This is a genomic window from Halorussus salinus, from assembly GCF_004765815.2.
Taxonomy (GTDB): Archaea; Halobacteriota; Halobacteria; order Halobacteriales; family Haladaptataceae; genus Halorussus; species Halorussus salinus.
Map to the genome: position 1 here is coordinate 658,781 of NZ_SBIS02000007.1, position 18,429 is coordinate 677,209.

The 18,429-nt window shown below is 64.7% G+C and carries 17 protein-coding genes and 1 tRNA gene; 6 read left to right on the top strand and 12 right to left on the bottom strand.

The window, feature by feature from the left end:
• The first annotated feature begins 89 nt into the window (after window positions 1-89).
• Window positions 90-1,004: a malate dehydrogenase gene (mdh, locus tag EPL00_RS16905; protein ID WP_135853271.1), complete on the top strand. Its 915-nt coding sequence runs from the start codon at window positions 90-92 to the stop codon at window positions 1,002-1,004.
• Window positions 1,005-1,222: 218 nt separating this feature from the next.
• On the opposite strand, the gene EPL00_RS16910 is transcribed toward mdh, so the two are convergent.
• Both EPL00_RS16910 and EPL00_RS16915 read right to left on the bottom strand, forming a co-directional pair.
• A complete protein-coding gene (locus EPL00_RS16910; RefSeq protein ID WP_135853270.1) occupies window positions 1,223-1,882 on the bottom strand; it encodes a metallophosphoesterase family protein in 660 nt (219 codons plus the stop codon).
• Window positions 1,883-1,969: 87 nt separating this feature from the next.
• Window positions 1,970-2,620 carry an IMP cyclohydrolase gene (locus EPL00_RS16915; RefSeq protein WP_135853269.1) on the bottom strand — a complete coding sequence of 217 codons (651 nt, stop codon included), beginning with the start codon at window positions 2,618-2,620 and terminating at the stop codon, window positions 1,970-1,972.
• A 184-nt stretch (window positions 2,621-2,804) separates the two neighbouring features.
• On the opposite strand from EPL00_RS16915, the gene EPL00_RS16920 reads away from it, so the two are divergent.
• Window positions 2,805-2,877 (top strand) — tRNA-Gln (locus EPL00_RS16920).
• Window positions 2,878-2,965: 88 nt separating this feature from the next.
• Window positions 2,966-4,171 (top strand): sensor histidine kinase, encoded by a 1,206-nt coding sequence (locus EPL00_RS16925; RefSeq protein ID WP_135853268.1) that lies wholly within the window; start codon window positions 2,966-2,968, stop codon window positions 4,169-4,171.
• A gap of 528 nt (window positions 4,172-4,699) precedes the next feature.
• Here EPL00_RS16925 and EPL00_RS16930 read toward each other — a convergent pair.
• A complete protein-coding gene (locus EPL00_RS16930) occupies window positions 4,700-5,080 on the bottom strand; it encodes a DUF5789 family protein (protein WP_135853267.1) in 381 nt (126 codons plus the stop codon).
• Window positions 5,081-5,378: 298 nt separating this feature from the next.
• On the opposite strand from EPL00_RS16930, the gene EPL00_RS16935 reads away from it, so the two are divergent.
• Window positions 5,379-5,519, top strand: coding sequence for a hypothetical protein (locus tag EPL00_RS16935; protein WP_162224249.1), 141 nt, complete (start codon window positions 5,379-5,381; stop codon window positions 5,517-5,519).
• 90 nt (window positions 5,520-5,609) lie between these two features.
• Here the strand turns inward: EPL00_RS16935 and cgi121 are convergent, their stop codons facing one another.
• Both cgi121 and EPL00_RS16945 read right to left on the bottom strand, forming a co-directional pair.
• The gene (gene cgi121 / locus EPL00_RS16940) at window positions 5,610-6,131 is read right to left on the bottom strand and encodes a KEOPS complex subunit Cgi121 (RefSeq protein ID WP_135853266.1); all 522 of its coding nucleotides are present in this window, start codon (window positions 6,129-6,131) and stop codon (window positions 5,610-5,612) included.
• 52 nt (window positions 6,132-6,183) lie between these two features.
• On the bottom strand, window positions 6,184-8,436 hold the full coding sequence (locus EPL00_RS16945) for an ATP-dependent DNA helicase (RefSeq protein ID WP_135853265.1): 2,253 nt from the start codon (window positions 8,434-8,436) through the stop codon (window positions 6,184-6,186).
• Between the two features lie 501 nt (window positions 8,437-8,937).
• Between EPL00_RS16945 and EPL00_RS16950 the strand changes: the two genes are divergently transcribed.
• The gene (locus EPL00_RS16950; RefSeq protein WP_135853264.1) at window positions 8,938-9,180 is read left to right on the top strand and encodes a ferredoxin; all 243 of its coding nucleotides are present in this window, start codon (window positions 8,938-8,940) and stop codon (window positions 9,178-9,180) included.
• Between the two features lie 153 nt (window positions 9,181-9,333).
• On the opposite strand, the gene EPL00_RS24105 is transcribed toward EPL00_RS16950, so the two are convergent.
• From EPL00_RS24105 to EPL00_RS16975, 6 genes are all read right to left on the bottom strand, one after another.
• Window positions 9,334-9,459 (bottom strand): hypothetical protein, encoded by a 126-nt coding sequence (locus EPL00_RS24105; protein ID WP_274381007.1) that lies wholly within the window; start codon window positions 9,457-9,459, stop codon window positions 9,334-9,336.
• 135 nt (window positions 9,460-9,594) lie between these two features.
• Window positions 9,595-10,398, bottom strand: coding sequence for a DUF7089 family protein (locus EPL00_RS16955; RefSeq protein ID WP_135853263.1), 804 nt, complete (start codon window positions 10,396-10,398; stop codon window positions 9,595-9,597).
• A gap of 131 nt (window positions 10,399-10,529) precedes the next feature.
• Window positions 10,530-12,008, bottom strand: coding sequence for an MATE family efflux transporter (locus EPL00_RS16960; protein WP_135853262.1), 1,479 nt, complete (start codon window positions 12,006-12,008; stop codon window positions 10,530-10,532).
• 101 nt (window positions 12,009-12,109) lie between these two features.
• Window positions 12,110-12,970 (bottom strand): OapC/ArvC family zinc-ribbon domain-containing protein, encoded by an 861-nt coding sequence (locus EPL00_RS16965; RefSeq protein ID WP_135853261.1) that lies wholly within the window; start codon window positions 12,968-12,970, stop codon window positions 12,110-12,112.
• Window positions 12,970-13,359, bottom strand: coding sequence for a DUF2073 domain-containing protein (locus tag EPL00_RS16970; protein WP_135853260.1), 390 nt, complete (start codon window positions 13,357-13,359; stop codon window positions 12,970-12,972). Before EPL00_RS16970 ends, EPL00_RS16965 begins: the two co-directional genes overlap by 1 nt.
• Window positions 13,360-13,363: 4 nt before the next feature.
• The gene (locus EPL00_RS16975; RefSeq protein WP_135853259.1) at window positions 13,364-14,005 is read right to left on the bottom strand and encodes an Era-like GTP-binding protein; all 642 of its coding nucleotides are present in this window, start codon (window positions 14,003-14,005) and stop codon (window positions 13,364-13,366) included.
• A 1,964-nt stretch (window positions 14,006-15,969) separates the two neighbouring features.
• Between EPL00_RS16975 and EPL00_RS16980 the strand changes: the two genes are divergently transcribed.
• The gene (locus EPL00_RS16980; protein ID WP_135853258.1) at window positions 15,970-17,460 is read left to right on the top strand and encodes a Cdc6/Cdc18 family protein; all 1,491 of its coding nucleotides are present in this window, start codon (window positions 15,970-15,972) and stop codon (window positions 17,458-17,460) included.
• A gap of 88 nt (window positions 17,461-17,548) precedes the next feature.
• Here EPL00_RS16980 and EPL00_RS16985 read toward each other — a convergent pair whose 3' ends face one another.
• Entirely contained in the window at window positions 17,549-18,415 is an 867-nt protein-coding gene (locus tag EPL00_RS16985; protein WP_135853257.1) for a S24/S26 family peptidase, read from the bottom strand.
• Between the last annotated feature and the right edge of the window lie 14 nt (window positions 18,416-18,429).

The window sequence follows — 18,429 nt, forward strand, 5'->3', positions numbered from 1 at the left end:
ACCTCGAAGCGTCGTCTGCCGACCTCCGGCGGCCGTTTTTCGACCGTTCCGAAGCACTTAACGGATTTCCGGGCGGCGTTTTACGTGGTATGACGAAAATCAGCGTGGTCGGCGCGGCCGGAACCGTCGGGGCCGCGGCGGCGTACAACATCGCGCTTCGGGACATCGCGGACGAACTGGTACTCGTAGACATCCCGGACAAGGAGGAGGACACCGTCGGGCAGGCCGCCGACGTGAACCACGGGGCCGCCTACGACTCGAACACGGTGGTCCGGCAGGGCGGCTACGAGGAGACCGAGGGGTCGGACGTGGTCGTCATCACGGCCGGGATTCCGCGCCAGCCCGGCCAGACCCGCATCGACCTCGCGGGCGACAACGCGCCCATCATGGAGGACATCGGCTCGTCCATCGCGGAGTACAACGACGACTTCGTGACGGTCACGACCTCGAACCCGGTGGACCTGCTCAACCGCCACCTCTACGAGGTCGGCGAGCGGTCGCGCGAGAAGGTCGTCGGCTTCGGCGGCCGCCTCGACTCCGCGCGCTTCCGCTACGTCCTCAGCCAGCGCTTCGACGAGCCGGTTCAGAACGTCGAGGCGACGATTCTGGGCGAACACGGCGACGCGCAGGTGCCGGTCTTCTCGAAGGTCCGCGTGAACGGCGTGGACCCCGAGTTCAGCGACGACGAGAAAGACGAGATTCTGGACGAACTCAAGACCAGCGCGATGAACGTCATCGAGAAGAAGGGCGCGACCCAGTGGGGTCCGGCCACCGGCGTCGGCCACATGGTCGAGGCCGTCGTCCGCGACACGGGCGAGGTCCTGCCCGGCTCGGTCAAACTCGACGGCGAGTACGGCCACGACGACGTGGCGCTAGGCGTCCCGGTCAAGCTCGGTAGCGACGGCGTGCAGGAGGTCGTGGAGTGGGACCTGACCGAGTACGAGCGCGAACAGTTGGGCGAGGCCGCGGACAAGCTCTCCGAGCAGTACGACGAGATCGCCTGAAAGCGACGAACGCGTCCGCAATTCTACTGTTTATCAGAATCGACACAGTACTCGGGCTGGAGTCCGAAAAGGTACTGAACCGAGAGAGGAGAAGACGCGGAGACGAACCGGAGGTCGCTGCATCGACTCCTCGGGTCCCTCCCCGTCAGACGTGTCTCCATAGGACTTCCACGGTTGTAAACATCTGGGAACTGAAAGCTTCGGTCCCGGTCCTAACTCTACTTCCCGTACTTTAACCGAGAGCCGATTTTGCTCGGCAATCCCGCGTCTTCGACCGCTCTCTGCACGGCCGCCACGTCGTATTCGACGCGGCGCTCCTCGACGGACAGGTCGTCCAAGTCGAGGAGGGCGTAGGCCGCCTTCGGGTCGCCGTCGCGCGGTTGGCCGACGCTACCGGGGTTCATCACGACGCCGTCGGCGTACTCCTCGTGGTGCTGGACGTGGGTGTGGCCCATGACCAGTACCTCCTCGTCGCCCAGCAGGTCGGGCGAGAACTCGTCGGGCATCGTGTAGTGGTCGGGGTCCTCGGGGTGACCGTGGACGATTTTGACCCGACCGTCGAAGAGGAGACGCTCGTTCGGCAGGTCGTCCAACCAGTCCAACTGGTCGTCGGTGAGTCGCTCACGGGCCAACTCGACGCCAGCCTTCGCCATCCGGTTGAACCGGAAGGCGGTGCCGGAGGCGACCGCGCGGTCGTGGTTGCCCATCACCGTCGGAATCTCGCGCTCGCGGACCAACTCGACGCACTCGGCTGGCCACGGGTTGTACCCCACCACGTCGCCCGCACAGACCAGCGCGTCCACGTCGGGCATGTCGTCTAAGACCGTCTCGAAGGCGACTCGGTTCGAGTGAACGTCCGAGAGAACGCCGACTTGCATGGGATGGCCTTGGAGGTCGCGGGACTTAATTTCGGTCCCGGCTTTCTCCTCGGCGACGCACTCCGACTCGAATATCGACCGGGCGGTTCAGTCGCCGTTCTCCACGGCGAACTCGAACCCGTCGTCCGTGCGCGCGACGCCAGCGGCACAGACCGCGTGTTCGAAGTCGAGGTCGTAGGCCTCGGCCGCCGCCTCGGCCGCGGTGTCGGCCGCGAACTCGAACTCCTCGGGGGAGTCTCGTTCGTAGGTCGCCACGAGCGTCGGTTCCGAAACCTCGCGGACCAACAAGGCGTCTCGCCGGACGGTGCCGACGAAGGCCGACTCCTCGGTCAGGACCCCGGCGATTCGCGGAGTGTCGTAGTCGTCTTTCTCGTAGTCGAGCGCCAGCAGACTCTCGGCGAGGGCGTCGCGGGCGGGGTAGCCCAGTTCCAACTTCTCGGTGATGGGGTCCACATGCGAGCCGTTGCCGACGACTGCCGCGTCCGCGGCGGTCGCCTCGCTCGTGGCGTCCGTCCCGTTCGTGGCGTCCGTCCCGCTCGCGGCGTCCGCCGACTCCGCGCCGACCGTCCGCGCGCAGTTGTACGAGATGTAGGGGTTATCCGTCTCGGGCGCGTCCGCGGTGGGCGCGACCGTCAGCGCGGCGTCGCGCTCGATTATCTGTCGGTTCGGGAACGACCGCGACGAGACGCGATAAGCCGCGGTTTCGGGGCCGACGACGACGAAGCGTCCGACGTACATACACGAACGTGCGCACTTAGAGGCCAAGTACGTATTGGTTTATGCACGGGTGAAGCTAAGACGACGAGTTGGAAGAGCGGGTGCGACGCGAGCGATAGAATCGACCGCGAGGAGTGCCACGCGTTAGCAAATTCGGACGAACGCGCAACGCTTACATTCCCCCGGCGAGTACGACAGGATGCGCAGTCCCATGGGGTAGTGGCCAATCCTGAAGCCTTCTGGGGGCTTCGACGAAGGTTCGAATCCTTCTGGGACTACTTCTCCGATTTCGTCTTCTCCGGCGAGCGACCGCAAACGTATCGGGTGTGAGTAAAACTAAATGTCGGCGGTTCGTTTGGTTCTCTCGTGAAACGGGGCGTCGAGAAGATACTTTCTAGATTCGGACACTGGTTCGTCGCGTTCGCTGGCGCGACGTACGTCGCGTTCGCCGTCGGACTCGCGCTCCTCGTCATAGTCGATACCGAGGCTAGTTTCGGCGGTCTCCTCGACTTCGCCATCGTCGGCGGACCGGGTCTCGTTCTCCTCTACGGCGGATATCGACTGCCGCGGTCCGACATCGACCCCGAGGCCTACTCGCGCGTCGTCGCGTGGTGTCTCGGCGGATTCGCCATCATCTTGGCGTTCTTGGGTCTACTTCACCACGAACCGCTGAATCCGTTTCGGGTGTCGGTCTGGTCGGCAACGTTCTCGACGGCCATCGGGACGACCGGCGGCTTTCTCGTCGGCATCTACGACGCGCGGGCCACCACGCAGGCCCGGCAACTACGAGAACAGCACCGCAAGCTCAAGGAACAACGAGAGAAACTGGAGGACCAGCGCGAACAGCTTCGACGACAGAACCAGCGACTGGACAGTTTCGCGAGCCTCCTCGCCCACGAACTTCGCAACCCCATCGGTATCGCCCAGATATACCACGAGAAGGCGACGGAAGGCGACCCCGACGCCGCCGCCGAGGTCGAGTCGGCGCTCGACCGCATCGAGGAGATGGTCGAGGTAATCCTGTTCATCGCCCGCGACCAGAGCCAGAAACTCGACCAAGAGGCGGTCGAACTCGCCACAGTGGCAGAGAACGCTTGGGACGACATCGACAGTTCCCACGCGAATCTGGTCGTCGAGTCCGACCGGACGCCGCTCGCGGACGCGATTCACCTCCGGCATCTCCTCGAAAATCTCTTCGAGAACGCCGTCGAACACGGTTCGACGGGCAATTGTCCTGCGGACGATGAAGCCGTGGAACACGGCTCCACGAGCAGTCGGCCAGCGGCCGACGACGCGGCCGAAGACGCCGACGGAAGCGTCACAATTCGGGTGGGAAGCCTCGCGTCGGGATTCTACGTCGAGGACGACGGACCGGGCATCCCGGAAGACGAGCGCGAGCGGGTCTTCGAGGCCGGATACACCACCGACGGCACCGGGTTCGGACTGCTGTTCGTCGCGGAGTTGGCCGAGACGTACGGCTGGGACTACGCCATAACCGCCGGAACCGACGGTGGCGCGCGCTTCGAGTTCACGAACGTCGACCTCGCCGACGCCGCCGACCAGTCGCGGTGACGGTCCGAGGTCGTCGCCGACGGGTCGAAGTCGTCACCGACGGGTCGAAGTCGTCGCCGACGGTCGGCAGTCAACAGTCGTGGTGAGAAGTGTCGATTCGCGACAGGTCAGTCCTCGGGACCGTGCGCCGAAACGTCGTACTCGGAGCCACCGCACTCCGGACACTCGTCTCGGACGGGACGGATACCGTCGTCGGTCTCCCTGCCGACGCGCGACTCTCCGCAGTCTGCGCATTCCAACCGATAGACCACCACGACTCTGAAGAGGAACTCGAACTGGTAAACCCCGAAGACAGTTGCAACCGTTTCACACCGGCTCCGGGCTTCGGTCGATGGATAGCTCCGACTCGGAGGCCAGAGCGAACCGCAAGAACGAAGTGTTGCGGTCAAATAGCGTGGAGAGCGTCGTTCGGACCGAACCGCCCTGTTTTAAACCGACTCGCAGGCCGTACTCCCGTCGTCGCATTTAACCCCTTCGTTTCAACTGGAGCGTCCAGTGCGGGCCGGACACCGACCGCGTCCGGGCCGGTCAGTTGGCGTCGGCGTTCGACTCGTCGTCGGTCACGTCCGCGTCGATTTCACCGAGCGCGCGCTCGTCGTTGTACTCCTCGGGGCCGCCCGCCTCCCCGGTTATCTGGTCGTAGACCGCTTCGCGGGCCTCGTCGGCCGTGTCGAATCGCTCGTCCACGAGGCGGTCGAAGACGCTCCCCAGCGACTCGGTCTCGTTCCCGAGGTCGAGCGGTTGGTCGCCGTACTCGGTGGCCAACTCCTCGCTGGTCGCGGGGTACTTGTGTTCGCCGAGCATCCGGCCCGCCTCACCGAGCATGTCTTCGACGCTCTCGGTCCGCTCGTGCTGGCGCTCGCGGGCGTGGCGCTGTTCCTCCTCGGCGTCCGGGTCGTAGTCGGCCATGGCTTCCGATACGGTCGTGAAATCCGTAACCCTGCTGGCTGTCGGGTCCGCAAGCGCGTCACGTTCCGAGGGGAAAACATATTAGCAGTCGGACTGTAGTTAAAAGCGGGTAAGGTGTGGCATCGGTGCGTCACCGTGCGCAACTGATGCCTTTTACCGATTCATACCGCCAGTCGCGTCTTTCGCGTTCTTACATACACGTCTCGCTCGCGTACCTCGACTATTTAGTCAAAAGAAACTTTTTTGTTTCGAGTCCGTTTCGTATCGATTGTCACCGTGGTTACACGGTGACGAGTCGATGACCACACCTTACCCAGTCGTGGTCGCCGTCGAAGCGACGACAGCCCTTCAGACGACGAAAGCCGCGGTCGAGTTGCTGACGGCGGTCGTCGGACTGTACGTCGCGTATCGACGATTGACCCGCACGGAGTCACAGTAGGATAGCCTGCTCACTGACTCCTCGGGGAAGTCGCGGCTGGGCGACGAGTGGTCGCCACTTCCTTTCGCTCGCTTCTGGCCCCTTTCGCCGCTACTTCTCCACGTCCAGCAGGGCGACCCGCTCGCGCACGAGGTCCGCGAGCGTCGCGTCGGTGGCGTCCAGTTCCGCGTCACTCACGTCGAAGAACTCCCGGACCTCCTCGGCGTCGATACGGTCGGCCGCGAGCGCGTCGGTCTCGGCGGACGCGAGGTCGAGTAAGTCCCGGACCTCCTCGGCCGCGTCTCGCTCACTCTCAGCGTCGCCGTCCGGCGAGTGGACGACTACCACCGCGTCGGTCTCGCCCTCGCCGACGCCCATCCGGAGCGCGCGGTTGATCTGTCTGCGGCCCGCGGCGTAGAGGAGGATTTCGACCGCGCGCTCCCGAGCCACGTTCTCGCCGCGCTCGAAGGCGCGGTCGGCGTGTTCGACCGCGGTTCGAAGGTGGGCCTCGCCGAGGACGTAGTCGGCGTCGAACGCCTGCACCGCGCAGTCGAATTCGTCGCCGACGGCTCCGAGGTCTTCGACGAAAGCGTCGAGGTCCGCGATGTCGGCGCGGCCCGTCACGAGGTTCATCGGGACACCTCCGAGGAGGTCGGGTCGCTCCCGCGCGGGTCGCGGTCGCTCGTCATTCGAAATCACCGAGGCTCTGCTGACCGGTATCAGTCGTTCCCCCGGTTTCGGTCGCGTCCGCGGCGCTGGCGTCGCCGTCGGCTTCGACGCCCTCCATGTCCGGGTCCTTTCGACCGACGTTTTCGAGGATGGTCTCGGCGGTCTTCCGGCGGCCGCGGACCGCGCCGAGGACGACCGACTTGTCGGCCTCCCGGAGGTCGGCGCGGTTCTCGATGCCCGCCTCGTAGAGTCGGCGGGCGCGCTTGCGGCCGACGTTCCTAACGCCAGCGAGGTCGAGCAGTTCCTCGCCCACGCCGTACTCGACGCGCTTTTTCGCCTCGCGGATGGCCGGGCCGGAGTCGAGGCCGAGTTCGCCCGCGAGTCGTTCGGCGGCGTTGAGCAACCACTCGGCGGTCTCGACCTTCCCGCGGATGTCGCCGGGTCCGACGCCGTACTCCTCGGCCATCTCGTCTTCGTCTCGCTCGGAGGCCCAGTCTTCGAGGAGCCGCGCGGTCTTGAGCGCCGAGAGCCAGTCCTCGAAGGCCTCGTCCTCGAACTCCGAGGGCATCGACCCCAAGAACTCCCGTTCGCGCTCGTAGGCGAGTTCGGTTAGCTCCTCGCGGTCGCCCGACCGCAGGTAGAGTTCGTACATGTCGGGGGTCCGGGAGACGAGGTGGTACAGTCCCATCGCGGTCGGTCGGTCGTCGGCCGACCGGATGCCGTGGATGATTTCGGCGGCGCTCATCGGGTCGATGTAGAGTTGCGAGACGCGGTGGCCGAGACCGGTCGCGCGGAGACTGCCCTCGTCGCGTTCGAGGAACTCGTTGCGTTCCAGATATTCGAGGACGTTCTGAGTGACGGTTTCGAGGCGGCCGGTCTCGTCGGTCTGGGTCGCGTAGAGCGTGCGTTCGAGGAACGAGACCAGTTCCTCCTCGGAGTCGGCGAACCCGGAGGCGACGGTGGCGAGGAGATGCGTCCGGAGGGCGGGTTCGGCCGCGAGTTTCGACCGGACCGGCTCGGGGTCGGCCCAGACGTAGCGGTCGAACAGTTCGTCCAGTTCGTCGTGACTGTTGGCGAGAAGGACCGCCTCGCCGTAGGGGTCGAGTCCGGGCCGTCCCGCGCGGCCGAACATCTGGTGGACCTCCAACACGTCGAGCGGTTGCATGCCGCCAACGTCGCCGTCGTAGCGCCGCCAGTCGCGGACGATGACGCGGCGCGAGGGCGTGTTCACTCCGGCGGCGAGGGTCGGCGTCGCCGAGATGACCTTCACGAGTCGGTCCCGGAAGGCCTCCTCGACGAGTTCGCGGCTCTCCGACGAGAGGCCCGCGTGGTGGAACGCCGACCCCTTCTCGACCGCGTCGGCCAAATCGTCGCTAGTCTGGGTGTCGCTGGCGTCTCGAATTCGGGCGGCGATGTCCAGAAGTTCCGTGCGCTCGTCGGGCGTGAGGTGGTCGCGGGTCACGTCGCCGAGTCGCCGGGCGGCGGCCTCGGCGTTCCGCCGGGAGTTGACGAACACGAGCGAGGAACCGTCGTCGGTCAGGGTGTCCTCGACCAGCGCGGCGGTGGCCTTCTCGTTGCCCTTGGAAATCTGTTTCTTCGACCCGTCGTCCAAGTGGAGGGCTTGGCCGTAGAGGACGCCCTTCTGGAGGTCGATGGGTCGCCACGTCGAGTCCACCAGCGTCGCGTCGAGCCAGTCGGCTATCTCGTCGGCGTTGCCGACCGTCGCCGAGAGCGCGACCGTCTGGAGGTCGCGGTTTATCTTCCGGAGTTTGGCGAGGGTGACCTCCAGCGTCGGTCCGCGGTGTGAATCGTCCACGAGGTGAACCTCGTCGGCGACCACGCAGGTCAGGTCGTCCACCCACTGGGCACCGTTCCGGACGAGCGAGTCCACCTTCTCGCTGGTGGCGACGATGATGTCCTTCTGGGCGAGCCAGTCGCCGTCGCTGTCGTAGTTGCCGGTCGAGACGCCCACGTCGATGCCGTACTCCTCGAACTCCTCGAACTCTGCCTTTTTCTCGCTGGCCAGCGCGCGGAGTGGGACGATGTAGAGGGCCTTCCCGCCGCGGGCGACGCTGGTGAGCATCGCCAACTCGGCGACGAGCGTCTTCCCGCTGGCGGTCGGGACGCTGGCGACCACGCTCTCGCCCTCGGCGACCCCGGCCTCGACGGCCTCGCCTTGGGGCGGGTATAGCTCCTCGATGCCCTGCTCGCGGAAGTGTTCGGGAACGCCCTCGGGGAGGTCGGGGATGTCGCCGATTTCGACGGTCACGCCGCCCACCTCCGCGGGGAGACGGAAGTAATCATTACTCCGCCTTTGGCGCGTCTTCAGGTTTAAACTGTCGGGTCGGGCAGGGCGGTCGGTGGCGATTCCTCGGAGACGAACGCTCGCTTCGGTGGCGCGCGTCCCCGACCGTTCGTCCCGGCGCAAGCTATCGACCGTTCGTCCCGGCGCAAGCCATCGACCGTTCGTCCCGGCGCAAGCCATCGACCGTTCGTCCCGGCGCGTGCGGGCGCGTCGCCCACGGCGACGCGCCAATCCGCGCGAGGGACGACCGAAGGGAGGAGGCTGGGGAGGACGAGGAGCGGTACCGTGCCGTGCGGTTTCGGTGCGGTCCGATTGGCGTCGGCAGTAGTTAGATCCGTCAAATCATATCTCCGTTTCGTCAACGACCACTCACGGTCGGCGGTAGCGACTCGATTTCTCGACTCGACCGATTGCAGTCTCCCGAACTCCGGCAGGGATTAGGCGGTCCCCGTCCAACCCGGAGCCATGAGAGTCGAGTTCGACCGCGACACCTGCACCGGGATGTTCCAGTGTACCGCCGAGTGGGACGCCTTCGAGGAGAACCGCGAGGACGGGAAGGCCGACCTCCGAGATGCCGAGGAGAAAGCGGAAGACACCTTCGTCCGCGAAGTTCCGGACGACGCCGAGTTCGACGCCAAGATGGCCGCGCGCGTCTGTCCCGTGGACGCGATTCGGGTCTACGACGACGACGGCGAGCAGATAGTCTGACCGCGCTCCGGAATCCTCGGACGTAGCTGTTTCTCGGACGTACCAGAATCTCCAGACGAAACCGAGGGGTAATCGAGAGACGGCTCGCGCTCGACCAAATTTTCCGGGCGCGAAAAACGAGTCGGGTCGGTCCGCAATGCGTTCGGTCGCTTCTCACTCGGTCGTCGGCCCCTCGGCGGACTCCTCGTCGTCGTCGCCGTCGGGGTAGAGCTGTTCCTCCCAGCCGTGTGCGTCGCCGCGCACGTCCCAGTGGTCACCCATGACTGATCGTTTTACCACTAGCTAGGGAGGGTGAAAACCGTTACGGGAAACGCAGTATTCGTGTGCTAGAGCGGGTCACACAGGCGTTCGGCCGACGGGACGTACCGCCGATTCGATAGGTCTCGCCCGCCTACGGTTTTCGTTTTCATCGCCCTACTCGAAGGTCTTCTCCGCCCACTTGACCGCGTACTCCGTGCCGTGGTCTCGGTAGGCTGTCGTGTCGAGCGCCGCGAACGGGGCGGGGAGTTCGAGGCCGTGTTTCACGGCCGCGCAGGCGAACTCCGCGGCGTCGGCGAAGTCGGTCTCGTCGCGGGCCATCGACGAGGGGAGCGTTTCGAGTCGAGGCTCGATGCGCTCGCCCGCGTCCTGCCACGCCGCGAAGAGTCGCGGGTGGTCGATGTCGCCGGACGCATCGTCCGCCTCCGACTGACCGCCCCACGACTCGAACACCTCTCGGGTGTGGAGACCGAGGTAGGCGTCGTACAGCGCCGCCGCGATTTGGTAGACGCTCCCGGAGTCGAAGGGGAGCGCGGCGTCGAGGTCCCGATATCGCTCCTCGAAGAACCCGAGGAAGTGTTCGGGGAGTCCGGTGCCGATTTCGACGAGTGCCTCTGCAATCAGAAAGTCCACGAAGTCGTCGGGCGACCCCTGCACGCGGGGCTTGACGAACGCGACCGGCGGGTCGGTCTGGCGAGTCCACGCGACGCTCCCGTCGCCGGGCATTCCGACCGTGAAGTCCGACCCCGCGAATCGCGCGAGGAGTTCCGGCGCGTCGTCGGGAAGCCACTCGGCGGGGTAGGTCAGCGGATCCAGCGCGTCCACGAGCAGGCCGAGGTCCTCGGCGCGCTCGGGGGCCAGCGTCTCGAAGTCCGACCCAGAGTCGAGGACCAGCGCGTCGGGCGCGTGAGTTTCGCGGACCGCCGCGACCTCGCCGGACAGCGACCGTTCTTCGAACATCACGCCGCGAGCCAGAGGTTGGCCAACACTGCGACCGCCAGTATCGTCACGATGCCGATAGTTCCGACCGTGATCTTGGTTGCTTTGCTCATGGTCGGTCGTTCGGGCGCGAGCGTTTAAAATTGGCAGGTTTAGTCCGCGCCGGTTCCGGCCCCCACGTCCGACTCGCGGGCGATGCGCTTCCACTTCCCGGTCCAGAATCGGAAGACGTTGACGACCGCCCGGAGGTACATGTCCCCGACGATGGAGACGTAGACCGCGACCAGACCGAAGCCCATCCCCGGCGCGAACTGCCACCCCGCGGCCTCGAAGAGGACGACGCCCGGCGCGATGGCGAGGAACGCGACCGGGAGCTTGAAGAAGTAGGTGCCGACGAACGCGCCGTAGAAGGGCCAGCGCGTGTCACCAGCGCCGCGCAGTCCCCCGCGCATCGTCCGGGAGACGCTGAACGCCGCGACCCCGAGACCGAACACGCGGACGAAGGTGACGGTCAGGTCCACGTGTTCGGTGCCGAACGCGACCGCGACGGGACGGGCCGCCGCGAACAGCACCGCGCCGATGAGCAGTTGCGTGACCAGCGCGATGCGGAGCGTCTGCCAGCCGTACTCGGTCGCCTCCTCGTCGTCGCCCGCGCCGATGGACTGGCCGACCAGCGTCGAGGAGGCCGTCGAGTACCCCCACGCGGGCATCAGCGCCAGTAGCATCACCCGGCGGCCGATGGCGTAGGCCGCGACGACCGGCGTGCCCAGCGTCGTGAGGACCAGAAGGAAGGGGAACCGCCCGAGGGTTCGGGAGAGTCGCGTTCCGGCCAGCGGGAGGCCGACGCGGACGATTTCGCCCGCGATGGACCAGTCCCACTGCTTGCCGCCGAGCGGGAGGCGCACCGAGTACCGACCCGAGAGGAGCGCGCCCGTGAAGATGGTCGCCGCGAGGACGTTGGCGAGGGCGGTGCCCCACGCCGCGCCCGCGACGCCCAGTTCGGGGAACGGACCCCAACCGAAGATGAGGACCGCGTTGAGGAAGATGTTGGTCGGGAGCGTGAGCAGGCGGACGTACATCGGCGTCCGGGTGTCGCCGACCCCGGCCAGCGCGCGGGCGGCGATCATGCTCCAGAACCGGAACGACACCGAGAGCATGATTATCTTGAGGTAGATGGCCCCGAGCCGGATGGTGTCGGGGTCGTCGGTCAGCACGTCTATCATCGGTTCGGCGTAGACCCACGTCACCGCGGTAATCGGGACCGCGAGGACGAGCGCGAGCCAGAGCGACTGCTTGATGGCGAAGTTGGCCTTGTCGTGTTCGTCCGCGCCCTCGAACCGCGAGACGACGCTGATGGTCCCGCTGGTCAGCGCCAGCGAGAGGCCGAAGGGGATGAAGAAGTACTGGAAGCCGAGTTCGAGCGCGGCGACCGCCTCCGCGCCGAGCGCCCGCCCGACCATGAAGAAGTCCGCGACCCGCAGGAGGGTCCGCATCCCGCCCGTGACCATCACGGGGACCGCGAGGTCGAAGGCCTCCTCGCCCTTCTCGCGGTCGAGGAGACCGAGGCGAGCGAGCGCGGCCGGAAAGAGAAACGCGACGCGCTGGGCCCGGCGCTTGGCGTCGTCCAACATCGGATACCGGAGTTTGCGGAGCGCACGGTAAACAGTTTTGCGAAGCCCTCGGCCTTGCTGGAAAGCGCGTCGCGGTGGAAGCAAGCGGGACGATTACCTCGTCAGCGCTCCGCGGCGTCCCACGCGTCGGGGACCTCGATGACGTACTTGCCGTCCTCTTGGAGCGAGATGATGTACTCCTCGCGCTCGTACAACTCCATCAAGTTGAGTTCGTACTGGCCCGGATTGACGATGCGGATGCTCTCGAACTGGCTGTTTAGCTCCTCGCGGAGTTCCTTCAGGCCGGGGTTGTCGTCGTCGGGGGCGCTGACGACGTTCGCGTCGTCGTCCGCGTCGGCCGGGGCGGGACCGACCTGCGCGGCGTCTTCCGGCGGGTCGTCGGGGAGTTCCGAGTCGCTGACGATGTCGGAGCGCGCGCTCGCCTGCGCCGAGTCCTCGTTGCTCGGGTCGGTCGGAACCGACCCGTTTCGAGCGGAACCGGAGCGGTCGCTCTCGGAGTCGGGCGCACGCTCCGGGGCGGAGGTGTTTTCGCGGGTCGGAGTGTCTTCGCGGCCGGGCGCGCCGTCACGGGCAGCGGTGTCGGCGTCGTTTCGCGTACTCACCCAGTCGCGGACCGTCGCGGCCGCGCGATCGACCGCGCCGGAACTGGCCTCGGTCGCCGAGTCGTCTTCTCGCGCTCGTTCGGAGTTCGCATCGCCGCGGTCTCCGGGGTCGCCGCGCTTTCGAGTCCCGGCGCGGCCCCCGGTTTCGGGTGCGTCGCGGGCGGCCCCTACGTTCTCGGGGGTCTTCCGCGGTTCGGTCGCCGGTGTCGCCCCCGCTCCGACGCCATCGCCAGCGTTCCCAGCTGCGGCGCTCGCAGGCTGGAACTGGAACTTGTTCCCGCCGCAGTCCGGACAGCCCGACAGCATCTCCTTCGAGCCGTCCTCGAACGTCCGACCGCAGTTGGTACACTGGTGAGGCATTATTTACGGGAGACGAGCGCGCTGATGAGGTTCTCGTCTTTGTGGAGCGTCTCGATCTGGTTCGCCGGGCCGATGACGGTGAGCTTCTGGGTCGATTCCTTGCCCATCAGCCGGTCCAAGAAGCTCTGGTCGGCGGTTTCCGAGCGGGGGTAGGTCTCTATCTCGATGCCGTTGAACTCGTCGGGGCTTATCTCGGTCATCGTCACCTCGATGAGCTTGCTCTCCTCGTCGGGCGAGAGGCCGGTTTCGAGGATGACGATGTTGCCGTCGCGGACGCCGTCGAGTATCATCCGTATCTTCTCCATCGACGCCATCTCGGCCATCCGGTCGGCCCCGATGAGGTCGATCTGGACGCCGTCGTTCTGGTCGTCCTCTGTCACTTCCGGCATGATATCACCCGAAGTACTCCGCGATTTTGTCGTACACTTCGTCCATGTTCTCGCCTTCGAGCGCCGAGAGCGGAATCGTCTCGTGCTGCGGGAAGGCGTTGCGGATGCGCTGGACGCTCGAATCTTCGAGGTCCGTCTTGTTGGCCAAGATGAGAACCGGCAGGTCTTGGCTCTCGATGATGCCGATGAGCATCGTGTTGACCTGCGTGAAGGGGTCGGTCGTGCTGTCCAGCACGTAGATGACGCCGTCCACGTCCTCGCGGAGCCAGTGCATCGCTTCGGCGACGCCTTCGGTGGCTTCGCGGGAGCGACGCACCGCGTCGTCTTTCTCCATATCGTGGTCGAGGAACTCCTCGTAGTCCACCTTGGTCGTCACGCCCGGCGTGTCCACGATGTCGATAGACACCGTCTTGCCGTCGCGCTCGATTTCGACGTTCTCCTTGCGACGGGCGCGTCGTGTTTCGTGTGGAATGTGGCTCTCGGGGCCGACTGCGTCGCCAGTCCAATCACGGGCGATACGATTCGCGAGGGTCGTCTTTCCGGCGTTCGGCGGGCCGTAGATACCGATACGCCTCGGCTCTTGGGCCGAGAAGAGCTTGTCCGTAACGCGGGAAATGCTGTCTTTCAGGTCCGTAAACAATCCCATCCTTTCCTCCTAGTCCCCACTATCGGCGTACGCGACCGCCACGGGGGCTGTTGCGCGAACAACTCTATCCCACCCACTTAAACCTATGTCAGACACCCCTCCGGAAAAATACGGGTCTCCCGTTCGGAAACGAACTCCTCGGCGTTCCGAGTCGGTCAGCAGGTAGACGAACCGTCGAGGAGAAAAAGGACAGACCGAAGAAAACGAGAAGAAGGGGAAGGAGACGACCGAGATACCGGAAGTAGCCGACTCGGAGTGACGAGGAGACCGTTTCGACTCGAACCCGAACGAACGGCGTGTTCGAGGAGTTCCGGGCAGAAACCGAAGGTAGGGCGAGGGTTCGGAAGAGGCATCGAGTTCCAGTTGAAACGGTGGGGTTGTGGCAACGGAAGCCAAAGAGAAAGTGAGACACGTCGAACGGTGTATCCACGAGACTCAGGGCCAAATCCACGAGCATCGAGTCCAAACCTGCGAGGTTCGGGACTAAACCCACAGAATTCGAACCTAAATCCACGAGAGTTGGGGCGGGACAGAGATTTCGAGAGTGGGAGAAACGACGCGGAGACGAGAGTGAGAGAGACGCCTCGGAGACGAGGGTGACGGAACGATGGCGACGACAGCAGAGTACCAGCGGCCGAAGTGCGTTCATCAGAAGACGATTGCCAACGGCGAGAGGAGGTCTGGACGAGAGAAACTATAACGTCGAGGTGGCGAGTATCGAGATGACCGAGAGAGACCATTGAGGAAATGAGAATCACGGGGTGAGGGTCGAAATCGAAGAGAGGAGACGGGGATATCGGAGGGGTGAGGATACCCCCACCCCTTCGTTTCAAGTGGAACGCTGGGGAGAAGGGGAGAGGGGTCGAGAGAACCGATTGATTCCGAGAGGAACTATCCCTAACAGAACTCAAACTCTAGGTGTTAGCTAGTTTGCGGATACTGTTTTTCCTCTTTTGTAATAAAGGTGCCCCTTATCTAGGGAGGGTAGCTCACCCCTCCCCACCCACCGTTATCTCCACTCCACCTGAAACGAAGGGGTGGGGGAGGGACCCTCCGCTCTACCTCACGAATTCTTCCACCCGAAGAAGGGGGCCGACCGTCGGACAGAAAATTCGTTCAGGGAGCGAGTGGACAACGAAGGGGGTCGGTAACGAAGGGAGTCGGCAATGAAGCGGGTCGGCAGTGAAGCGAGTCGGTAATAAATCAAGTCGATAATAAAGCGAGTCGGTAATGAATCGAGTCTACAACGAGAGTTGTCGGAGAAGGGAGGAAATGACGAGAATCCTCGAGGAGACACAATCAGCCCGGAACTACGACCGGACCAGTGAGAGTGTAGCTACCTTTCCGGCGTTCGACCGGAAATGAAGGGGTAGGGGAGGGCCGACCCGATACTCGGACGACCTCGCCGCCTTTTGCTTCGCGTTTCGACTGTAGCCACCCTTCGTGACCGCGATTTCCGGGTTCGGTTGGGTTCGTCTTCCATTCTCGGTCGAGTTCACCCCCGATTCTCGGTCGAGTTCACCCCCGATTCTCGGTCGAGTTCACCCCCGATTCTCGGTCGAGTTCACCCCCGATTCTCATCCGAGTTTATTCCCGATTCTTGGTCGAATACCTCCTCGCTGCTCCGTCGTTTCGACCGGCACCTCGTTCGTCGTGACACCGGTTCGACCGACGCTACACCCGAAACGAGGGGGTTACTCGGCGGGAAATCACACCCTGAAAACGGATTCACGGCTCGTTTTACCGGCCGGAATCGTCGTCTCTGGCTTCTCTATCGACCGTTTCCCTGAACTGAAACGAAAGAAGAAAGAGTTTAATACCCTGCTGGACCTTTAGTTCTCCTGCATCAACTGGACGCGCTCGCAACTTCTCGACCTCGGTATCCCGGCGCTCCCCGCCGGTTTCGCCGAAATCCGCTCTCGCGTCGCGCGTCTTCCACCTGAAACGAAGGGGTCGGCACGAGTATGTCAGACGAAAACAGCCAACCGACGGACGACGCGGTCGACGTGAGCCCCGACCGGAGCTTCGACAACGTCGATTTAGACGACGTGGTCTTCGAAGACGAGGGCGACGACCAAGGGCTCTTCGACGACCTGTTGTCCGGCGAACCGATATTCGAGAACAAGGAGGTCCTCCGGCCGTCGTACACTCCACACGAGCTTCCCCACCGGAAGGACCAAATCAACAACATGGCGACCATTCTGGTCGCCGCACTCCGTGGAGAGACGCCCTCGAACATCCTGATATACGGCAAGACCGGGACTGGCAAGACCGCCAGCGCGAAGTTCGTGAGCAAGGAGTTGGAGAGTACCTCCCAGAAATACGACGTGCCCTGCAACGTCGAGTACATCAACTGCGAGGTCACCGACACCCAGTACCGCGTCCTCGCGCAGCTCGCCAACAAGTTCATCGAGAGCAACCGCGAGTGGGTATCGAACCGCGTCGAGGAGCTAGACGCGCTCCGCGAGGAGGCCGCCGCCGACCCCACTCGCCTCGCCGACACCGACTTCGACTCGCCCGAGGAGGTAGACGCGCGTATCGAGGAGCTAGAGGACGACCGCGAGGAGATGGAGTCGGTCCCCATGACCGGGTGGCCGACCGACCGCGTGTACAACACGTTCTTCGAGGCCGTCGATTACGAGGAGCGCGTGGTCGTCATCATGCTGGACGAAATCGACAAGTTGGTCGAGAAGTCGGGCGACGACACCCTCTACAACCTCTCGCGGATGAACTCCGAGTTGGAGAACTCGCGGGTCTCCATCATCGGCATTTCGAACGACCTGAAGTTCACCGACTTCCTCGACCCGCGCGTGAAATCCTCGTTGGGAGAGGAAGAAATCGTCTTCCCGCCCTACGACGCCAACCAGTTGCGCGACATCCTCCAGCACCGCGCGGAGGTCGCGTTCAAGGCCGACGCGCTGTCGGACGACGTGATTCCGCTCTGCGCCGCCTTCGCCGCGCAGGAACACGGCGACGCCCGGCGCGCGCTGGACCTCCTGCGGACCGCGGGCGAACTCGCCGAGCGCGACCAAGCCGAGGGCGTCAACGAGAAGCACGTCCGGAAAGCGCAGGAGAAGATAGAACTCGACCGCGTGGTCGAAGTCGTCCGCACCCTGCCTACCCAGTCGAAACTCGTCCTGTTCTCCATCATCTCGCTGGAGAAGAACGGCGTCCACAACGTCAACACCGGCGAGGTGTACAACATCTACAAGCGCCTCTGCGAGGAGATAGATGCCGACGTACTCACGCAACGCCGCGTCACCGACCTCATCAGCGAACTCGACATGCTCGGCATCGTCAACGCGGTGGTCGTCAGCAAGGGCCGCTACGGTCGCACGAAGGAGATCAGCCTCTCGGTGCCCATCGACGAGACCGAGGCGGTCCTGATGTCCGACTCCCGACTCGGCGACATCGAGAGCGTCCAGCCGTTCGTGCAGGCGCGCTTCGACAACTGACCCGATTCGACCGCCCCGAAAGCTCGTCGCTCAGTGCTTCGAGAAGTCCGAAGAAGATACGAAGAACAACCGCGACGCTTTCCGGGAGTTACGCGGCTCCAGCGAGCGGCGTCGAACCGACGGACAGGGGCGTCGTGCCCGACAAGAGGTTGCTCGTCCCCGGCGAGAGATACGCCGCGCCGGAGAACTTCAGTCGGACCCACCCGAGCCACGGGATGCGGAGTTCGGCCGTGCCGCGAATCCAACTGGGCTTCACGGGGTCGCTTATCTCCATCCCGTTCGCTTGGTCGTAGTAAGGGTTGGCGTCGCCCTTGGTGATGAACCCGGCGTTCGGGGCGGGACAGTTGGTCAGTTGCTCGCAGTTCTCGACCTGAACGTACTCTTGGTCGGCTTTGTCGTACCAGTTTTCTCCCTCCTCCACCCAGAATCTGGCGCGATGGATGATGGGCGTGGCGTACTCGCTCCCGTCGGGTTTGTAGACGACCACGTCGCCGTAGTCGTTGAACGTCCTGTATCCGGCCTCTTCCCCGGCTTGATAGCCGACGACCCCGGTGCCCTGCTGGGCGGCCGCGGGCGCGAGACGACCCTCCTCCATGATAAAGACGAGGTCCCCTTTCTCCATGTGGGGTTCCATGCTCCCGCTCTCGATGGCGACCATCGGCGGCCAGACGCCGCTGACGGCGAACAGCAGGAGTCCGATAGCTACCACGATTCCGGCGCTACTCAACACCTCGCGGACGAACACCACCACCTCGTTGTCGCTGCTGCGGAACCGACGGACGAGCGCGAGCGGGCCGGTTCCCTCCTCGCGCTCGCCGCCGTCTGACCGGGCCTCGCGCTCGGCCCGCGAGCGGTCGGTCCCCGCCGCGTCGTCGGACCGCCCGCCGGACGAGGAGTCCCGGCCGTCGGTCCGGCCCTCCTCGTCGGAAGAGTGGTCGTCTCGGGAAGAACTCATCGAACCCACCTTAC

Coding starts and splice junctions, on each gene's coding strand:
- EPL00_RS16915 (WP_135853269.1), bottom strand. CDS start 2,620: ATGTACGTCGGACGCTTCGTCGTCGTCGGCCCCGAAACCGCGGCTTAT.
- EPL00_RS16980 (WP_135853258.1), top strand. CDS start 15,970: ATGTCAGACGAAAACAGCCAACCGACGGACGACGCGGTCGACGTGAGC.
- cgi121 (WP_135853266.1), bottom strand. CDS start 6,131: ATGAACCTCGTGACGGGCCGCGCCGACATCGCGGACCTCGACGCTTTC.
- EPL00_RS16950 (WP_135853264.1), top strand. CDS start 8,938: ATGAGAGTCGAGTTCGACCGCGACACCTGCACCGGGATGTTCCAGTGT.
- EPL00_RS16910 (WP_135853270.1), bottom strand. CDS start 1,882: ATGCAAGTCGGCGTTCTCTCGGACGTTCACTCGAACCGAGTCGCCTTC.
- EPL00_RS16930 (WP_135853267.1), bottom strand. CDS start 5,080: ATGGCCGACTACGACCCGGACGCCGAGGAGGAACAGCGCCACGCCCGC.
- EPL00_RS16955 (WP_135853263.1), bottom strand. CDS start 10,398: ATGTTCGAAGAACGGTCGCTGTCCGGCGAGGTCGCGGCGGTCCGCGAA.
- EPL00_RS16935 (WP_162224249.1), top strand. CDS start 5,379: ATGACCACACCTTACCCAGTCGTGGTCGCCGTCGAAGCGACGACAGCC.
- EPL00_RS16960 (WP_135853262.1), bottom strand. CDS start 12,008: ATGTTGGACGACGCCAAGCGCCGGGCCCAGCGCGTCGCGTTTCTCTTT.
- EPL00_RS16975 (WP_135853259.1), bottom strand. CDS start 14,005: ATGGGATTGTTTACGGACCTGAAAGACAGCATTTCCCGCGTTACGGAC.
- EPL00_RS16970 (WP_135853260.1), bottom strand. CDS start 13,359: ATGCCGGAAGTGACAGAGGACGACCAGAACGACGGCGTCCAGATCGAC.
- EPL00_RS16985 (WP_135853257.1), bottom strand. CDS start 18,415: ATGAGTTCTTCCCGAGACGACCACTCTTCCGACGAGGAGGGCCGGACC.
- EPL00_RS16965 (WP_135853261.1), bottom strand. CDS start 12,970: ATGCCTCACCAGTGTACCAACTGCGGTCGGACGTTCGAGGACGGCTCG.
- mdh (WP_135853271.1), top strand. CDS start 90: ATGACGAAAATCAGCGTGGTCGGCGCGGCCGGAACCGTCGGGGCCGCG.